The sequence below is a fragment of the Saccharothrix mutabilis subsp. mutabilis genome, from assembly GCF_039521145.1.
Taxonomy (GTDB): Bacteria; Actinomycetota; Actinomycetes; order Mycobacteriales; family Pseudonocardiaceae; genus Actinosynnema; species Actinosynnema mutabilis.
This window is the reverse complement of record NZ_BAAABU010000002.1, coordinates 76,143-93,156: the sequence shown is the minus strand read 5'-3', so window position 1 is coordinate 93,156 and position 17,014 is coordinate 76,143. Positions and strand designations below refer to the sequence as shown.

General features: G+C 72.2%; 13 protein-coding genes. 1 reads left to right on the top strand and 12 read right to left on the bottom strand.

Annotated features, from left to right (window positions below; all coding sequences use genetic code 11):
* Window positions 1–2 precede the first annotated feature (2 nt).
* The 7 genes from ABD126_RS04175 to ABD126_RS04145 all read right to left on the bottom strand — a co-directional run bounded on the left by ABD126_RS04175 (window position 3) and on the right by ABD126_RS04145 (window position 8,118).
* On the bottom strand, window positions 3–590 hold the full coding sequence (locus tag ABD126_RS04175; protein WP_343932282.1) for a YceD family protein: 588 nt from the start codon (window positions 588–590) through the stop codon (window positions 3–5).
* 137 nt (window positions 591–727) lie between these two features.
* Window positions 728–1,456, bottom strand: coding sequence for an SPFH domain-containing protein (locus ABD126_RS04170; RefSeq protein ID WP_343932280.1), 729 nt, complete (start codon window positions 1,454–1,456; stop codon window positions 728–730).
* A gap of 206 nt (window positions 1,457–1,662) precedes the next feature.
* Window positions 1,663–2,145, bottom strand: a complete 483-nt coding sequence (coaD, locus tag ABD126_RS04165) for a pantetheine-phosphate adenylyltransferase (RefSeq protein ID WP_343932279.1) — start codon at window positions 2,143–2,145, stop codon at window positions 1,663–1,665.
* 53 nt (window positions 2,146–2,198) lie between these two features.
* On the bottom strand, window positions 2,199–2,765 hold the full coding sequence (gene rsmD, locus ABD126_RS04160; RefSeq protein ID WP_343932278.1) for a 16S rRNA (guanine(966)-N(2))-methyltransferase RsmD: 567 nt from the start codon (window positions 2,763–2,765) through the stop codon (window positions 2,199–2,201).
* Between the two features lie 4 nt (window positions 2,766–2,769).
* Complete coding sequence (locus tag ABD126_RS04155) at window positions 2,770–3,492, bottom strand: SDR family NAD(P)-dependent oxidoreductase (protein WP_343932277.1); 723 nt, start codon at window positions 3,490–3,492, stop codon at window positions 2,770–2,772.
* Window positions 3,489–4,574 (bottom strand): MBL fold metallo-hydrolase, encoded by a 1,086-nt coding sequence (locus ABD126_RS04150; RefSeq protein ID WP_343932275.1) that lies wholly within the window; start codon window positions 4,572–4,574, stop codon window positions 3,489–3,491. The genes ABD126_RS04155 and ABD126_RS04150 overlap by 4 nt, the downstream gene beginning before the upstream one ends.
* 166 nt (window positions 4,575–4,740) lie before the next feature.
* Window positions 4,741–8,118, bottom strand: a complete 3,378-nt coding sequence (locus ABD126_RS04145; protein WP_343932274.1) for a pyruvate carboxylase — start codon at window positions 8,116–8,118, stop codon at window positions 4,741–4,743.
* Window positions 8,119–8,421: 303 nt separating this feature from the next.
* On the opposite strand from ABD126_RS04145, the gene ABD126_RS04140 reads away from it, so the two are divergent.
* Window positions 8,422–9,666 (top strand): coiled-coil domain-containing protein, encoded by a 1,245-nt coding sequence (locus ABD126_RS04140; protein ID WP_343932272.1) that lies wholly within the window; start codon window positions 8,422–8,424, stop codon window positions 9,664–9,666.
* Between the two features lie 33 nt (window positions 9,667–9,699).
* Here the strand turns inward: ABD126_RS04140 and ABD126_RS04135 are convergent, their stop codons facing one another.
* From ABD126_RS04135 to ABD126_RS04115, 5 genes are all read right to left on the bottom strand, one after another.
* Window positions 9,700–10,497 carry an SCO4651 family lipoprotein gene (locus ABD126_RS04135; RefSeq protein ID WP_343932271.1) on the bottom strand — a complete coding sequence of 266 codons (798 nt, stop codon included), beginning with the start codon at window positions 10,495–10,497 and terminating at the stop codon, window positions 9,700–9,702.
* Window positions 10,498–10,521: 24 nt separating this feature from the next.
* Window positions 10,522–12,045 carry an SPFH domain-containing protein gene (locus tag ABD126_RS04130; protein WP_343932269.1) on the bottom strand — a complete coding sequence of 508 codons (1,524 nt, stop codon included), beginning with the start codon at window positions 12,043–12,045 and terminating at the stop codon, window positions 10,522–10,524.
* Complete coding sequence (locus ABD126_RS04125; protein ID WP_343932267.1) at window positions 12,039–13,388, bottom strand: GUN4 domain-containing protein; 1,350 nt, start codon at window positions 13,386–13,388, stop codon at window positions 12,039–12,041. The genes ABD126_RS04130 and ABD126_RS04125 overlap by 7 nt, the downstream gene beginning before the upstream one ends.
* A 135-nt stretch (window positions 13,389–13,523) precedes the next feature.
* Window positions 13,524–14,144: a hypothetical protein gene (locus ABD126_RS04120; RefSeq protein WP_343932265.1), complete on the bottom strand. Its 621-nt coding sequence runs from the start codon at window positions 14,142–14,144 to the stop codon at window positions 13,524–13,526.
* A gap of 5 nt (window positions 14,145–14,149) precedes the next feature.
* Window positions 14,150–17,005 (bottom strand): helicase-related protein, encoded by a 2,856-nt coding sequence (locus tag ABD126_RS04115; protein WP_343932263.1) that lies wholly within the window; start codon window positions 17,003–17,005, stop codon window positions 14,150–14,152.
* Window positions 17,006–17,014 lie beyond the last annotated feature (9 nt).

Genomic DNA, 17,014 nt, shown 5'->3' with positions numbered 1-17,014 from the left:
GACTAGTTCTCCTCTGGATTGTCACGATTCCCGTCGAACCGCTCGCGCAGAGCGGCCCACCGGGGGTCAATCGTCTCATGCCCGTGGTCGGGGCCGAGCTCAGCCAGCTTGCCACCGCAGTCGACGCACAGCCCGGGGCAGTCCGGCGAGCACAGCGGCACCTGCGGCAACGACAGCACGATGGCGTCGTTCACCACGGGTTCGAGGTCGACCAGGTCGTCGTGCAGACGGCTGACCTCGTCTTCCTCGGTGGTCTCGTCGGTGGTGCTGTCCGGGTAGGCGTACAGCTCCGTGAGCCCCACTTCGACCTTCGCCGACAGCGGCTCCAGGCAGCGCGAGCACTCCCCTTCGACCACCGTCGAGGCCGTGCCCGTCACCAGGACGCCCTCGACCACGGACTCCAGCAGGAGGTCCAGGTCGACGACGCCACCCTTCGGCACCGCGATCACGCCTTCGAGGCCCATTCCCTCGGCGGGCACCGACCGGGTCACCGCGCGTGAAGAGCCCGCACGACGCCCGAGGTCCCTGGTGTCGATGACCCAGGGCCCGGTGGCTGCGGGACGCGCGGAGGCGTGACGGTGCTCAGACATGATGTTGGTTTCGCCGACGGGTGACTTACCACGGCCAGCCGGTCAAGGGTACGGGACAACCGGCCGTGACGTGAAATCGGGTGCTCAGGGGCTTGTGCGGGCGGTGACCGCGCGGTGGGCGCGCGGTCCGCGCCGCCTCAGCGGGCCGCTGACTCGTGGTAGTCGAACGGCGCGGCGGCGGCGTTGACCGCCGGGCCGCGCAGGTGCGAGCGGCCCTTGCCGACGCTGCGCAGGGTGTGCGCGAGCAGGTCCTCGAAGTCGGCGAGCTTGCCGTCCACGTAGGCGTCGCACTCGCTGCGCAGCCGGATCGCCTCGGCCTGGGCGGCCTCCAGGATGCGCGCGGACTCGGCGTGCGAGGCCTGCACGACCTCGGTGGCGTCGACCAGGCGGGCCTGCTCGGCGCGGCCCTCCTCGATGGCGCGCTCGTAGTTGGCGCGGCCGGCCTGCACCATGCGGTCGGCCTCGGCGTGGGCGCGGCCGACCAGGTCCTCGTACTCCTGGCGACCGGCGTTGACCGTGCGCTGCGCCTGGTCCTCGGCCTCGGCGACCATGCGCTCGGCGCGCGAGCGGGCCTCCGACAGCATCCGCTCGGCCTCGTGCTGGGCCTCGGCGACGATCCGCTCGGCCTCGGCGCGAGCCTTGCTGGTGGCGGCCTCCAGCTCGTGCTGGGCCTTGCCGACCAGCTCGTCGCGGTGGTCGAGGACGTCCTGCGCGTCGTCCAGCTCCGCCGGGATGGCGTCGCGGACGTCGTCGAGCAGTTCGAGCACGTCACCGCGGGGGACGACGCACCCGGAGGTCATCGGCACGCCACGCGCTTCCTCGACGATCGTGACCAGCTCGTCGAGGGCCTCGAACACCCGGTACACGGCACACTCCCCACGCCCACACTGCGGTACCCGTCCTAGTGTGCCCTGCCCGATCACGACACGCCGGGAGATCGGGGGCGCGTGTTGGCGTAGGTGATCAAGCTTTCAGATGGGCTCAGGTCAGACCGGTGTGACGTCATTCATGCGAGTGGCCGAATCACCACATCGTGTGATGATCCGGCCACGGGGAGTGTGTTCGACGCGCCTCAGCGGCGCTCGGCGAGGCGCTGGGTCAGGCGGGCCATGATCGACGGGGGCAGCAGCGTGGACACGTCGCCGCCGTAGGTCGCCACGTCCTTGACCAGCGAGCTGGCCAGGAAGCTGTAGATCGGGTTGGTCGGCATGAACAGCGTCTCGACGCCGGTGAGCTGGTGGTTCATCTGGGCCATCTGCAGCTCGTAGTCGTAGTCGCTGACCGCGCGCAGGCCCTTGACGATGGCCTGGATGTCGTTCTCCCGGCAGTAGTCGACCAGCAGGCCGTGCCACGAGTCGACCCGCACGTTCGGCCACTGCGCGGTCACCTCGCGCAGCATCTCCGTGCGCTCTTCCACCGAGAACAGGGTCTTCTTGTTCTTGTTGATGAGCACGGCGACGACGACCTCGTCGAAGAGCTTCGCCGCTCTGCCGATGATGTCCAGGTGTCCGTTGGTGGCCGGGTCGTAGGAGCCGGGGCACACGGCACGCGTCATGGTTTCGGACGGTAGCACCCGATCGGATGCGTCCACTCCGGTCGTGGTCCGCATCACCCGTGCGGGCCGGCGTGCTCCGCCCAGTACAACGCCGTGTCGCCGTATCGCTTGCTGCGCAAGGATTCCAGCGCGGGCGGCCAGATCGGTTCAGGAGTGCGCGCGGACCGTTCAACGACGACCACCGAGCCGGTGGTGGTCCACCCGTTCGCGACCAGCGCGGCGAGCACCTCGGCCAGTTGGGCGTCGGTCACGTCGTAGGGCGGGTCGGCGAAGACCACGTCGCACGGGGCTTCGGGCGGGTTGGCGACGGCGGCCAGCGCGGTGCGGTTGACTACCACCGCGCCGGGCAGCCCGATCGTCCGGGCGTTGCCCTTCAAGACTTCGGCAGCCCGCTTGTCCGACTCGACGAACGTCGCGTGCGCCGCGCCCCGGGACAGCGCCTCGAACCCCAGCGCGCCGCTGCCCGCGTAGAGGTCGAGGACGCGGACGCCGTCGAGGTCCACGAGCGCTTCGAGGGAGCTGAACAACGCCTCGCGCACCCGGTCGGAGGTGGGGCGCGTGCCTCGCGGGGGTACCTGGAGCCGCCGGCCCCCGGCCACGCCCGCCACGATCCTGGTCACGCCCTCATCGTCCCAGGTGCGCGCCGCCGTTGACCGGGACCACCTGGCCGGTGATGTGGCCGGCCTCCGGCGAGGTGAGGAACGCCACGGTCGCGGCCACGTCCGCCGGGGTGCCGGCGCGGCCGTTCGCGGTCTGGGCGATGAGCGTCGCCCGGCGCTGGTCGGTCATCGCGCCGCCGAAGAACTCGGTGTCCTCGATGAAGCCGGGCGACACGACGTTGGCCGTGATGCCCCGCCCGCCCAGCTTGAACGCCAGCTCGGCGGTCCACGCCTCGACCGCCGCCTTCGCCGCGCCGTAGCTGCCGCCGCCGCGCCGGCCCGCGATGGACCCGATGGTCACCACCCGGGCCTGCTCGGCCAGCCGGGGTTCCAGCGCCGTGGTGACCAGGACGGCCGTGACGACGTTGGACTCGCAGGTCGCGAGCCACTGGCTCTTCAGGTCGTCGCCCCCGGCGAGGCCGCCGGCGTTGTTGACCAGGACGTCCACAGTGGACGGCAGGTCGGCCGGCGCGGCCTCGACCTGGTCCGGGTCGGCCGCGTCGAACGCCACCGCCCGCGCGCCGATCTCCGCCGCCGTCGCCGCCAGCACGTCCTCGCGGCGGCCGGTGACGACCACCTCCAGGCCGCGCGCCACCAGTTCCGCCGCGATGGCCCGCCCGATGCCGGTGCCGCCACCGGTCACGACCGCCGTCCGAGTGCCCGTGCCCGTGCTCGTGCCCGTGCTCATGCGAGTGCCTGCCACCATCCGTCGACCTGCGGGGGATCGTTCACGTCGATCCTTTCGCCGGGTCGGGGGACGGCGAGCGGGACCTCCCACGCCTTGGCCTCGCGCCACACCCGGTCGACGGGTTCGGACCACTCGTGGAAGGCCAGGTTGAAGGTCGCCCAGTGGACCGGCACGAGCAGCCCGCCCCGGACGTCGCGGTGCGCGGCGACGCCCTCCTCGGGCGTCATGTGGATGTCCGGCCAGCCGGGTCCGTACGCGCCGATCTGGATCAGGGACGCGTCGAACGGGCCGTACTCGTCGCCGATGCGCTTGTAGCCGTCGAAGTACCCGGTGTCACCGCTGTAGTAGACGCGGTGCTCGGGGCCGAGGACCACCCAGGACGCCCACAGGGTGTTGTCGCGCCGGAAGCCGCGGCCGGAGAAGTGCTGCGCGGGCGCGGCGACCAGCCGGACGCCGGCGACGTCGTGCGACTCGTCCCAGTCCAGCTCGACGATCCGCGCCTCGGGCACCTTCCAGCGGCGCAGGTGCGCCCCGATGCCCAGCGGCACGACGAAGACGGCGTGCGTGGTGGCGGTCAGGTCGCGGACCGTCGCCTGGTCGAGGTGGTCGTAGTGGTCGTGCGAGATGACGACGGCGTCGACCGGCCCGACCTCGGCCAGCGTGTGCGGCACGGCGTGCAGCCGCTTGGGCCCGACGAGGCGGGACGGCGAGCAGCGGTCGCTCCACACGGGATCGAGCAGGATGCGGGCGCCGTCGATCTCGACCAGGGTGGACGCGTGCCCGTACCAGGTGAGGTGCAGCCCTTCACCCGCCACGTCGTGCGCGGCGCGGACCAGCGGCACGGGCCCGACGGGATGCCGCTGCTGCCCGCCGAAAACCAGCTCGCGCGCGGTGTCCCCGGCACTTCCGGGGGGCATGGTGCGCGTGCGCGCGGTGTTGTGGAACTTCCCGTCCCAGTACCGCGGCGACCGCCACACCCGCTCCCCGCCGGGCCGCCCGGCCAACGCCCCGGGCACGTCCCGCAACCCCCACGCGACCACGCCGGCCGTCAACCCGAGCAGCGCCGCGGTGACCTTCTTCATGGCTCCTCCAACGCCGTGACGCCCGACCGGGTTCCCCCCTCGGAAGGGGATAACCCGAGACCCGCGTCACCGCCAGTCGACGTGGCGGAGGACGGCCGGGCGCCCCCGGACAGCGGACGGGCCGGGCACCCCCGCGGGGACGCCCGGCCCGGTCAGGCTCCGGCTCTCACTCCAGCACGATCAGCAGATCGCCACCCTCGACCTGCTGCACCCCGCCCACGGCCAACCGCTTCACGCGACCGGCCTTCGGCGCGGTGATGGCGGCCTCCATCTTCATGGCCTCGATGGTGGCCACCGTCTGGCCGGCCTCCACCGAGTCGCCCTCCGCCACCGACGGCGTGACGACACCCGCGAACGGCGCGGCCACGTGGTCCGGGTTGGTGCGGTCGGCCTTCTCCGCCGCCGGGATCTCCGCCGCGATCGACCGGTCGCGGACCTGGATCGGCCGGAGTTGGCCGTTCAGGGTGGCCATGACCGTGCGCATGCCGCGTTCGTCCGCCTCGCCGATGGCCTCCAGGCCGATCAGCAGGCGCACGCCCGGCTCCAGGTCGACCTGGTACTCCTCGCCCGGCCGCAGGCCGTAGAAGAAGTCCTTGCTGGTCAACACGCTCGTGTCGCCGTAGGCGTCCCGGTGCGCGCGGAACTCCTTCGTCGGCGCGGGGAACAGCAGGCGGTTCAGGGTGTTGCGGCGGTCCGAGGCCAGGCCCTCCTCGTCCTCCGGCGTCAGCTCGGCCACGCCCTTCGGGGCCGCGCGACCCTGTAGCGCCTTGCTGCGGAACGGCTCCGGCCAGCCGCCGGGCGGGTCGCCCAGCTCGCCGGACAGGAACCCGACGACCGACGCCGGGATGTCGAACCGGCCCGGGTCGGCCTCGAAGTCCTTCGGCGACACGCCCGCGCCCACCAGGTGCAGCGCCAGGTCGCCGACCACCTTGGACGACGGCGTCACCTTCACCAGGCGGCCGAGCATCCGGTCCGCCGCCGCGTACATGGCCTCGATCTCCTCGAACTTCTGCCCGAGGCCCAGCGCGACCGCCTGGGTGCGCAGGTTCGACAGCTGACCGCCGGGGATCTCGTGGTGGTACACGCGACCCGTCGGGCCGGGGATGCCGGACTCGAACGGCGCGTACACCTTGCGCACGGCCTCCCAGTACGGCTCGATGTCGCACACCGCCTGCAACGACAGGCCCGTGGAGTGCTCGGTGTGGTCAGTGGCCGCCACGATCGCCGACAGCGGCGGCTGGGACGTCGTCCCCGCCATGGACGCCGCCGCGCCGTCCACCGCGTCCACACCGGACTGGATGGCCGCGAGGTAGGTCGCCAGCTGGCCGCCCGCCGTGTCGTGGGTGTGCAGGTGCACCGGCAGGTCGAACTCCTTGCGCAGCGCGGTGATCAGCCGGGCCGCGGCCGGCGGGCGCAGCAGGCCCGCCATGTCCTTCACGGCCAGCACGTGCGCGCCCGCGCCGACGATCTGCTCGGCCAGCTTGAGGTAGTAGTCGAGCGTGTAGAGCCGCTCGTCCGGGTTGGACAGGTCGGCGGTGTAGCACAGGGCCACCTCGGCGACCGCCGTCCCGGTCTCCCGGACCGCCTCGATCGCCGGCCGCATCTGCTCGACGTCGTTCAAGGCGTCGAAGATTCGGAAGATGTCGATACCGGTCTTCGTCGCCTCCTCCACGAACGCCGAAGTCACGGCCTCCGGGTACGGCGTGTAGCCGACGGTGTTCCGGCCCCGCAGCAGCATCTGGAGCGTGATGTTGGGTACGGCTGCACGCAGCGCCGCCAGCCGCTCCCACGGATCCTCGGCGAGGAACCGCAGCGCCACGTCGTAGGTCGCGCCGCCCCACGCCTCCAGGGACAGCAGCTGCGGCGTCAGGCGCGCCACGTGCGGCGCGACCGCGAGCAGGTCCTTGGTGCGCACGCGGGTCGCCAGCAGCGACTGGTGGGCGTCGCGGAAGGTCGTGTCGGTGACCTGGAGCGCCTTGCTCTCCCGCAGCCAGCGGGCGAAGCCCTCGGGACCCAGTTCGGTCAGCTTCTGCTTGGACCCGGCGGGCGGCTCGACGCCCAGGTCCACGGCCGGCAGCTTGTCCTTCGGGTCCACCGCGGACGGGCGCGGGCCGTTGGGCTTGTTGACCGTCACGTCCGCCAGGTAGGTCAGCAGGCGCGTGCCGCGGTCGGCCGAGTGCCGCGCGGTGAGCAGGTGCGGGCGCTTCTCGATGAACGAGGTGGTGACCCGACCCTGGTAGAAGTCCTCGTCGTCCAGCACCGCCTGCAGGAACGGGATGTTCGTGGACACGCCGCGGATGCGGAACTCCGCCACGGCGCGCCGGGCGCGGGCGACGGCGGCGGCGAAGGTCCGGCCGCGGCAGGACAGCTTCACCAGCATCGAGTCGAAGTGCGCGCTGACCACGGTGCCCGCGCCGGTGGTGCCGCCGTCGAGCCGGATGCCCGAGCCGCCCGGCGAGCGGTAGGCGCTGATCATGCCGGTGTCCGGGCGGAACCCGTTGGCCGGGTCCTCGGTGGTGATGCGGCACTGGAGGGCCGCGCCGCGCAGCTGCACGGTGTCCTGGCTCAGGCCCAGGTCGTCGAGCGTCTCGCCGGAGGCGATGCGCATCTGCGACTGCACCAGGTCCACGTCGGTGACCTCTTCGGTCACCGTGTGCTCGACCTGGATGCGCGGGTTCATCTCGATGAAGACGTACCGGCCCTGCGGGTCGAGCAGGAACTCGACCGTGCCCGCGTTGCGGTAGCCGATGTGGCGGGCGAACCGGACGGCGTCGTTGCAGATGCGCTCGCGCAGCTCGGGGTCGAGGTTGGGCGCGGGCGCGATCTCGATGACCTTCTGGTGGCGGCGCTGCACCGAGCAGTCCCGCTCGAACAGGTGCATCACGTTGCCCTCGCCGTCGGCGAGGATCTGCACCTCGATGTGGCGCGGCTCGACGACGGCCTGCTCCAGGAACACCGTCGGGTCGCCGAACGCCGACTCCGCCTCGCGGGACGCGGCCTCCAGGGCCTCCCGCAGCGCGGCCGGGTCCTCGACGCGGCGCATGCCGCGGCCACCACCGCCGGCGACGGCCTTCACGAACACCGGGAAGTCGATGCCCTTCGCGGCCTCCACCAGCGCGTCGATGTCGCTGGACGGCTCGCTGGAGCGCAGCACGGGCAGCCCGGCCTCGCGGGCGGCGGCGATCGCGCGCGCCTTGTTGCCGGTCAGCTCCAGCACCTCGGACGGCGGTCCGACGAACGTGATCCCGGCGTCGGCGCACGCCTTGGCCAGCTCGGGGTTCTCCGACAGGAAGCCGTAGCCCGGGTACACCGCGTCGGCGCCCGCCTTGCGGGCGGCCTTGATGATCTCGTCGACGGAGAGGTAGGCCCGGACGGGGTGGCCGGGTTCACCGATCTCGTAGGACTCGTCGGCCTTCAGCCGGTGCAGTGAATTGCGGTCCTCGTGGGGGAAGACGGCAACCGTGCCGGCGCCCAGCTCGTAGGCAGCGCGAAAAGCCCGGATCGCGATCTCGCCGCGGTTGGCGACAAGAACCTTGCGGAACATTCGGCGTTCCCTCCCAGGTCACTCGGCGGTCAATCAAGGCACGCTACCGTGAGGTTCCCGCTGGTCGGGAGGTTCATCCCACGTGACGGACGTCATCGTGATCGTTCACTCACCCGGTCAAGCACGGCTCGGCCGGGGGGATTGTCCCGTGCGGAGGTCCGACCCGCAGCCCCCGACCGAACGGCTCACACTGCGGGACGGCCGCGGGTGCGGTGGACTGTGAGCGCAGGATCACCGACCCGTTACAGCGCGTTCGCTGCATCGGGTGAATGACGGACTGGACTTCTCGGTAGGGTTGGGCTTATGGCCGGGGCTGAAGGGACGGGGCAGCCTGCTGCCCGCACCCATTTCGACGTCGTTCTGCGCGGGTACAACCAGCGGCAGGTCAACGAGCGCGTGACACGGCTGGAGTTCGACCTCAAGAACTCCAACCGGGCGCGCGACGCGGCGGCGGCCCAGGTGGGCGAGCTGACCAAGCTCCTCAACGGCACCCGCGCGGAGCTGGACAAGGTCAAGGCGCAGCTGGGCAACCTGGCCAACAGCCCGGTCAACGCCTCGAACGTCACCGAACGCGTGCGCGTGATGATGACCCTGGCCGAGGAGGAGATCGCCGACATCCGCAAGGGCGCGCTCGACCAGGCCAACGCCACCCGGGCCGAGGCCGAGCGCTTCGCCGCCGAGGGCCGCGCCGCCCACCAGCGCGCGATGGGCGAGGTCGAGGAGCGCCGCAAGCAGTTGGAGGCGGCCCACCAGCAGCGCACGGCCGAGCTGGAGCAGCAGTACCAGGAGCGCCGGGCCGAGCTGGAGCGCACGCACGAGGAGCTGCGCGCCAAGCTGACCGCCGAGCACGAGGCCCTGCTCGCCCAGACCCGCGCCGACCACGACCGCCTGGCGGCCGAGTTCGACGAGAAGACCAAGGACCTGGAAAAGCGCCGGGTGGACCTCGACGCGAAGTACAAGGGCTACCACGACGACCTCGACAAGGAGTACGACGAGCTGCGCACCACGCTCCGCAAGGAGCACGAGGTGCACGTCGTGGAGGCCAAGGCCGAGGCCGCGAAGCTGCTGGAAGAGGCCCGCGCCGAGGTGGAGAAGCTCCGCGCGGAGTCCGCCCGGCAGGTCGCCGAGCTGGAGTCCGCGGCGCTGGCCAAGGCGGAGAAGGCCGTGGCCGAGGCCAACGCGGCGGCGGAGAAGCAGCTGGCCGAGGCGTCCGCGCAGGCGGAGAAGACCCTCGCCGAGGCGAAGGCGGCGGCCGAGCGGAAGACCGCCGAGGCGGACACCTACGCCGACAGCCGCATCACGGCCGCCGACCGCAAGCTCACCGAGCTGCACACCGTCCACAAGGCGCTGACCGAGCAGTTCACGGCGGCGCAGGAGGCGGTCCTGAACGCGGTGGCCAGCCTCACGCCCCTGGACGTGGAGGCGGAAGAAGAGGCCTCAGCCGAGGCCGAGGCCGGGGCCGGGGCCGTCGCCGAGCCCTCGAACGCCACCGACACCCCGGTGTCCGAGCAGCCCACGAAGCAGCTCCCCGTCCCGAAGCGGAAGTAGCCGCGCTCCCGGCCGGTCCTCCCCCGAGGGGGATCAGCCGGGGAGCTGGTCGGCCGGGACGACCTCCGCGGCCGGGGGCAGCGGCACGTCGAACGTCCCGCCCCACTCCATGAACCGGGTGGTCGACTGCTTCACCACCTTGCCGTCCAGCTCGAACCGGTACTCCGCCTTCACCGGGGTCCCCTCCCCGTCCACCCACACCACGGCGTTGATCGTCACCCCGTGCTCCGCCAACTGCGTGTGCTGCAACTGGGTGTCCGAGTCCTTGATGATCTTCGCCATCTTCAGCGGGTCGACCACCAGGTCGTACCGGGTCGCCGCCACCCCGTCCACGGCCTCGGACGCCTTCGACACGATCAGCGCCGCCCGGGGCTGCACGTAGTCGAGTTCCGCGCCGACCGTCGCGCCGGGCCCGAAACCCCGCAACAACGCCGTCACCTCGCCGTTGTTGCCCGACGTGTAGAGGCCCCACCGCTTGCCCTCGGGCATCGGGGCACCGTCGACGTGGACGTAGATGCCCTCCTGGGCGATCACCATGTCCATCTTCCGGTTCTGGCCGGCGGTGGTCATGGTCATCGTCATCGCGCCCCGCACGCCCTCGGGCTCCTGGCGCAGGGTGCCGTCCACGACGTTGCGGACCTCGGTGGACGCGCCGTCCGACGCGAAGCCCTCCGTGTGGAACCGGGCCGTCTTCAGCTCCGACCGGCGCTGGTCGATCCTCTCCGCCAGCACCGCCAGGTCGCCCTTGGGCGGCGAGGACGACGTCGGGGGCGCGACCTCGCCGCCGGTCGTGCACGCGACCAGCAACAACGGCATCAGGGCTAGCAGCACACGGCGCACAGTGCGGCGACGTTACTACTCTTCCACCGCGCGGGGTCGAGGCGGGTTCTGGTCGAGCAGGGTCATCAGCATGTCCCGGGCCTGGGCGATCGGCATGACGCCGAGCAGTTGCTGCGCCATGTCGCCGCTGCCGCCGATCACCTGCGGCACCGGGGCCTTGGCCAGTTCGCGCACGATCCGCTCGGTCGCCACCTGCGCCGGGCCGAGCAGCTTGACCAGCGCGCGGATCTCCACCAGCGCCAGTTCGGCCTCGGCCTCCCGGACCTTCATCCGCTGCAGCTCGATCTGGTCGCGCGCGGCCTCGCGCTTGGTCAGCGCCGCCAGCTCCGCCGACTCCAGCTCGGCGCGCTTCTCCTGGTTGGCGATGTCCCGGCGCAGGTCGTTGATGTCCTGCTGGTCGCACTCGAACTCTTCCAGCGTGGTCCGGATCGCCCGCACCCCGATCGGCTTCATCGCCTGCCGCACCGCGTCGGCCAGGTCGTTGCTCACCTCGCTGTACTTGGTGATGAACTCCTGGATCCGGTAGGTGGCGGCCTTGCGCCGGAAGTAGCTCTTCACGATCGGCGCGAGTTCCTTCTGCACGAACTGCTGCACGGGGGTCTGGGCGTCCGGGCCGCGCGTGCCGAAGCGCAGGACCAGCTCCGGCGCCACCTCGGGCGGGATCTGGACGGTCTGCTTCATGTCCAGGCGGACCGTGTAGCCCTGCACGTCCAGCACGATCTGCTCCAGCGACACGTCCAGGTTGTCACCGGGCTTGGGCTCGCGGTTCCACTCCAGGATCAGCACCCGCGTCGGCACCTTCACCACGTGCGCGAACCACGGGTTGAGCGGGTACCGGCCACCGCCGTCCAGCGTCTCCCGCTGCACGCCCAGCCGCCCGCCGCGCTCCTGGAACACCCACGGCAGCTGGAACCCCTCGTGGCCCTCGACCACCGGGCCGACCTCGCTCGGGTCCGGCTTGCCGCCCAGCCGGGTGATCACCACGCCCGCCTCGCCGACCTCGACGTCCACGTCGGTCAGGTCGGCCTCGGTCAGGCGCTCGCGCGCCATCTCCTCCGGCCGGTCGACGGTGATCACGGTGAACGCCCGGGTGTTGATCCGGTAGGACCCGCTGACCAGCACCTCCTGCTGCCGGCCCTGCTCGCCGCCCGCGCGCAGGAACGCGGCGGCGTCCTGGAAGTGGTCGCACTCGACGTGCTTCGCGATCGCCCGGCCCGGCGGGCGCGGCCGGCCGACCTTGGCGACCACCACCCCGATCGTGCCGCTGGGCACGTGGGTCACCGGCACCCGGTGGACGTCGTAGAGGAACTTCGGCAGGAACTCGAACGAGTTGGGCGCGAGCACCGCCGCCTGCACGCCCTTCGCCCCGTACAGGCTCACCTTCGGGTCGTCGTCGCGCCGCCGCCGCCCGAAGCGCTTCACCACGATCCCGACCTCGTCGTCGGACAGCCGCCACCAGCCGGTCACCGCCAGCCAGACCGCGAACGCCACCGCCGGGAGCGCCCACACCACCGCCACGAGCAGCACCTCCGTCACCACGCCCAGGACCGCAGCCGCCCGTGGGTCGCCACGACCGTGTCCGACCATTCGTCGTGCCACTCCGGGAACCGCTCGCGGTCCGGGTTGCGCAGCGTCGGGTAGAACGGCCGGGACCGGTCCGCCCGCCGGCCGAACTCGGCGTACGGGGGGTCGGTCCCGTCGTCGTCCGCGCGCCACCCGAAAGCGGTGGACAGCGACCGGAAGTACCCGGCGGCGGACGTCCCGCCGACGCCCTCCAACTGGGCGCGGAACCCCCACGCGCCGCCGGAGTGCCGCGACCAGGCGGCGTCGAGCTCGGTCAGCAGCCGGTCGGTGAGCTTCGCGCCGTCACCCGAGCGCAGCCAGCCCTCCTCGACCCGGTCGGCCTCGGTGAGCAGGGCGGCGGTGGTCAACGCGTCGGCCCGCTCCCAGGCGCGGTCACCCAGCGCGGCGCCCAGGTCGGCCAGCAGCCGCCGGACGTCCTCGCCCAGCTCGGGCGGCTCCACGACCCCCGGTGACCCCGCCGCGCCCGACCCCACCGGCTCCGGCGACCCCGCCGGCTCACCCCGGGCCGAACCTTCCGGCTGCCCACCCGCACGCCGCGCGATGGTGATCAGCGGCTCAAGCCCCGGCGCGAACGGCGAACCCCGCGGCGGCCCGAGCGGCGAACCCTGCGGCGGCCCGTACGGCGAACCTGCCGGCGGCCCGAGCGACGAACCGTGCGGCGGCCCGAGCGACGAACCGTGCGGTGAACCCTGCGGCGAACCGCCGGCCGAGGCCCGCGGCGGCGGGTGCGGGCCGCCGGGCACGTGCACGTACGCGGTCTCGTGGAAGGTCTTCACGTCCACCCTGACCTGCCGGAACTGCCGCGGGCGCAGCCCGTCCAGCTCGGCCGCCACGGCCTTGTGGAACAGCGAGTCGGAGATGATCTGCGCCAGGTTGGCGGTGGGCGCGGCGTCCAGGGCGGCGCGCACCGGCTTCGAGTCCAGCAGCCGCGCCAGCGTGACCAGGGCCGGACCGGCGAAGCCGAACCTGCTGGGCGTCAACGCCCCGGTGTGCATCGCGAGCCGCACCCGCAGCCGGGCCGTCGGCGCGGAGATCTCGTTGTGGTCGGTGAGCAGCCGGTCCAGCCGCAGGACGAAGTCGCCCACCAGCGCGACCAGGTCCACGTCCGCGGGCAGCACGGCCACCTCGCCGTCGCCGCCGGGCTGCCTGGTCCACCCCGACCGGTCCAGCCCGACCCGGGCCGACGCCTCGTCGAGCATCCGGTCCAGCTCCTCGTAGAGCTTGGTCTGGACGCGCGCGGGCAGCGCCGAGGAATCCTTGACGTCCACGCCCAGGACGAATCGCTCGACCAGCGCCAACCGTGCCTCCGGTGACCGCGGAAAGATGCCGGGAATAGTGGCACAGCGAACAATAGGCGGTTCGGACGCACATCCGTTCCGCACATTTACGGCCGAGGAGCATCGGAATTCGATGGGAATTCCGGTGCGAACGGCTCACCGCAGCAGGACGTGCCACTCCTCGCGCACCGGCGGCAGGTCCAGGTCGAACTCCCACAGGAACGCCCGCCGCCACTGCCAACTGGTGCGCGCCGCGTGCACCATCAGCACCGACCCCAGCAGCACGCACCCCACCGCGAGCACGGCGAACAGCTTCTGCCCGGCGTCACCGGCGGTCCACGCCCGCACCGCCACCACCACCGGCAGCGCGACCACCGCCAGGTCGAACGACAGCCCCAGCAGCCGCCGCCACCACGGTCGCGCGTGGAACACCACCCCGGAGTCCAGCAGCGTGTCGCACTCGTCGGGACCGTGCTCGCGCAGCCGCATCGCCTCCGCCCGCCGGTGCCGGATCTCGTGCCACACCCGCACCAGCGTGGCCGCGCCCAGCACGAGCAGCAGCAGGTCCACCGCGTGCAGGAACCACGGGCCGGGGTTGGCCAGCCACGACAGGACCCCGCCCAGCAGCATCACCGCGCCCGAGGCCTCCATCGACCACAGGTACCGCGTGGCCAGCCACCCCGGCACCATCGAGCGCACGACCACCTCGCTCAGGTCCGGCCGGCCGCGCAGCAGTTCCAGCGCCTCGGCGCGCGCTTGGGCGTAGTCCCCCGGCATCCGCGTTACGCCTTCTCCAGGTATTCCGCCCGCTCCTCGTCCAGCAGCCCGGCCACCAGGCCGGCCAGGCCCGGGTGGGCGACGAGGTCCGGGTCGGCGTCGACGACCTCGGTGGCCACGATCCGCGCCTGCGCGATGACGTCCTCGTCGCGCAGCAGCGAGAGCATCTTCAACCCCGACCGCTTGCCCGACTGGGCCGCGCCGAGGATGTCGCCCTCGCGCCGCAGCTCCAGGTCGAGCTGGGCCAGCTCGAAACCGTCCAGTGTGGACTCCACCGCGCGCAGCCGCTCCATGGTCGAGGTCCCGTCGGGCATCTCCGTCACCAGCAGGCACAGCCCCGGCGCGCTGCCCCGGCCGACCCGGCCGCGCAGCTGGTGGAGCTGGCTCACGCCGAACCGGTCGGCGTCCATGATCACCATGACGGTCGCGTTCGGCACGTTCACGCCGACCTCGACCACGGTCGTGGCGACCAGCACCTGCACCTCGCCCGCGGCGAAGGCCCGCATGACGGCGTCCTTCTCGTCCGGGGGCATCCGGCCGTGCAGGATGTCGATCCGCAGGCCGTGCAACGGCCCCTCGGACAGCTTCTGCGCCACGTCCACCACGGCCAGCGGCGGGCGGCGGTCCGACGAGTCGTCCTTCTTCGGCGGGGTGTCCTCCTCGCTCTCCCCGTCGCCGATGCGCGGGCACACCACGTACACCTGGTGGCCCTTGCGGACCTCCTCGTGGATGCGCTGCCACGCCCGGTCCAGCCAGGACGGTTTCTGCGCCACCGGCACCACGGACGTGCTGATCGGCGACCGGCCGGCGGGCAGCTCGCGCAGCGCGGAAACCTCAAGGTCGCCGTAGACGGTCATGGCGACCGTGCGCGGGATCGGGGTCGCGGTCATCACCAGCACGTGCGGGGTGGACCCGCCCGCGCGCCCGCTCAGCGCGGCCCGCTGCTCGACGCCGAACCGGTGCTGCTCGTCCACCACCACCAGGCCCAGGTCGTGGAACTCGACCTTGTCCTGGATCAGGGCGTGGGTGCCGACGACGATCCCGGCCTCGCCGGTCATGATCTCCAGCAGCGCCTTCTTGCGCTGGGCGGTGTTCATGGACCCGGTCAGCAGGGTCACCCGGGTCGCGTGCTCGGCCGCGCCCAGCTCGCCCGCCTGCCCGAGGTCGCCCAGCAGCTCGCTCAGCGACCGGGCGTGCTGCGCGGCGAGCACCTCGGTGGGCGCGAGCATGGCGGCCTGCCGACCCGCGTCCACGACCTGGAGCATCGCCCGCAGCGCCACCATCGTGTTGTGCGTGACGACGAAGTGGTCGGTCACGTACAGCCGGGACGGGTGCGCGATCGAGATGCACTGCACCGGCTTCACGCCGACGAACTCGACCGCCTCGACCCGGCGCACCGGCGGCGCGGTGCGGTCGAGGGCGTCGCGGAACGGCGGGAACTCCTCGGGCAGCCGCACGGTCACCTCGTGCAGCTCGTAGCCGAACGCGATGCTGCCCGTGCCGCCCAGCGACTCGGCCAGCTCGCTGACGTACTCGGCGAGGTTCTCCGACTCGGTGCGGAACACGACGTCCACGCCGTCGCACCGGCCGCCGGTGGTGAGCAGGCCCTGGAGCAGCTCGTGGCGTTCCTTGACCGGCGCCAGCTCGACGCAGTCGACGTCCGGCGCGGTCACCAGCGGCAGCCGCCACTTCGGCGTGCCGTCGAGGTCGTGGAGGTCGTCGCGCAGCTCGCGCAGCGTCTTGACCTCGCCGGTGTGCACCTGCCACAGGTGGTCGAGGTCGCACTCGACGGACTTCCCGTCCGAGAGCACCACCCGGTACACCTCGCGCTCGCCCTGCGGGAAGACGCCGGTGACGGTCGTCGTGGTGCCGTCGGCGGCGACCACCGCCGAGCCCACCTCGATCTCCCCCATCGGCACGAAGCCCTCGGGGGTGAGCACGAGCGCGTCCAGCGGCTGGGCCTTGCCCGAGCCGACCTCGCCCTGGAGCAGGCGGTTCATCGGGTGCTCGCCGGACAGGTCGCGCGCGATCGCCTCGCCGACCTCCTCCTGCCCCTTGGTGAGCTTGAACGGCAGCCGCGCGTCGAAGGCGTCGCGGACCATGCCCGGCTTGGGCGGGCACGCGGGCGCGGGGCGGGCGGTGGCGGACTTGCGGCGCTGGGCCAGGGCGAGCTGCACGGCGAGGGCCTCGTCCCACTTCAGTCGTTGCTGCGCGAGGGTGATCTCGGCCCAGCTCCCCGGGCGGTGGACGAACCGGATCGCCTTCTCCAACCCGATCAGGTCCTGCGACTCGCGCAGCCGCTCCGGCAGCGGGTCCTCGTCCAGACCCTCCCACACGGCCAGCACCTGCTCGACGCAGTTGGACACGTGCCAGGACTGGATCCCCTGCGCCGCCGGGTAGACCGGGATGAACGCGCCCGCGAACTTCGCGGCGGCGTCGTCGGTGGCGTCGTCGAGCACCTGGTAGTCGGGGTGGGCGAGCTGGAGCTTGCCGTTGAACATGCCGACCTTGCCCGCGAACATCGCCTCGCGGTTCGGCAGCAGCTCCCGCTCCACGGTCCGCGACCCGCGGCCGAAGAACACCAGGTGCAGGTCCGAGGACCCGTCGGTGATCACGGCTTCGAGCAGCTCCCCGTTGCGGCTCTTCATCCTGCGGTGCCGGACGCTTTTCACGCGTGCTTGGACGGTCGCGTGCTCGCCCAGTTCCAGGCCCTTGATCTCGGTGAGCTTGCCGCGCTCGTCGTAGCGGCGCGGGTAGTGCCGCAGCAGCTCACCGACCGTCGTCAGGCCGAGTCCGCTCTCCAGCGCGTCGGCGCTCTTCTTGCCCAGCACCGACACCAGCTTGTCGTCGAAGGTCGTCATCGCGGACCA

Excerpts from the sequence above, each read along its gene's own strand:
- ABD126_RS04175 (WP_343932282.1), bottom strand. The coding sequence starts at position 590 with ATGTCTGAGCACCGTCACGCCTCCGCGCGTCCCGCAGCCACCGGGCCC.
- coaD (WP_343932279.1), bottom strand. The coding sequence starts at position 2,145 with ATGACGCGTGCCGTGTGCCCCGGCTCCTACGACCCGGCCACCAACGGA.
- ABD126_RS04155 (WP_343932277.1), bottom strand. The coding sequence starts at position 3,492 with ATGAGCACGGGCACGAGCACGGGCACGGGCACTCGGACGGCGGTCGTG.
- ABD126_RS04150 (WP_343932275.1), bottom strand. The coding sequence starts at position 4,574 with ATGAAGAAGGTCACCGCGGCGCTGCTCGGGTTGACGGCCGGCGTGGTC.
- ABD126_RS04145 (WP_343932274.1), bottom strand. The coding sequence starts at position 8,118 with ATGTTCCGCAAGGTTCTTGTCGCCAACCGCGGCGAGATCGCGATCCGG.
- ABD126_RS04140 (WP_343932272.1), top strand. The coding sequence starts at position 8,422 with ATGGCCGGGGCTGAAGGGACGGGGCAGCCTGCTGCCCGCACCCATTTC.
- ABD126_RS04120 (WP_343932265.1), bottom strand. The coding sequence starts at position 14,144 with ATGCCGGGGGACTACGCCCAAGCGCGCGCCGAGGCGCTGGAACTGCTG.
- ABD126_RS04115 (WP_343932263.1), bottom strand. The coding sequence starts at position 17,005 with ATGACGACCTTCGACGACAAGCTGGTGTCGGTGCTGGGCAAGAAGAGC.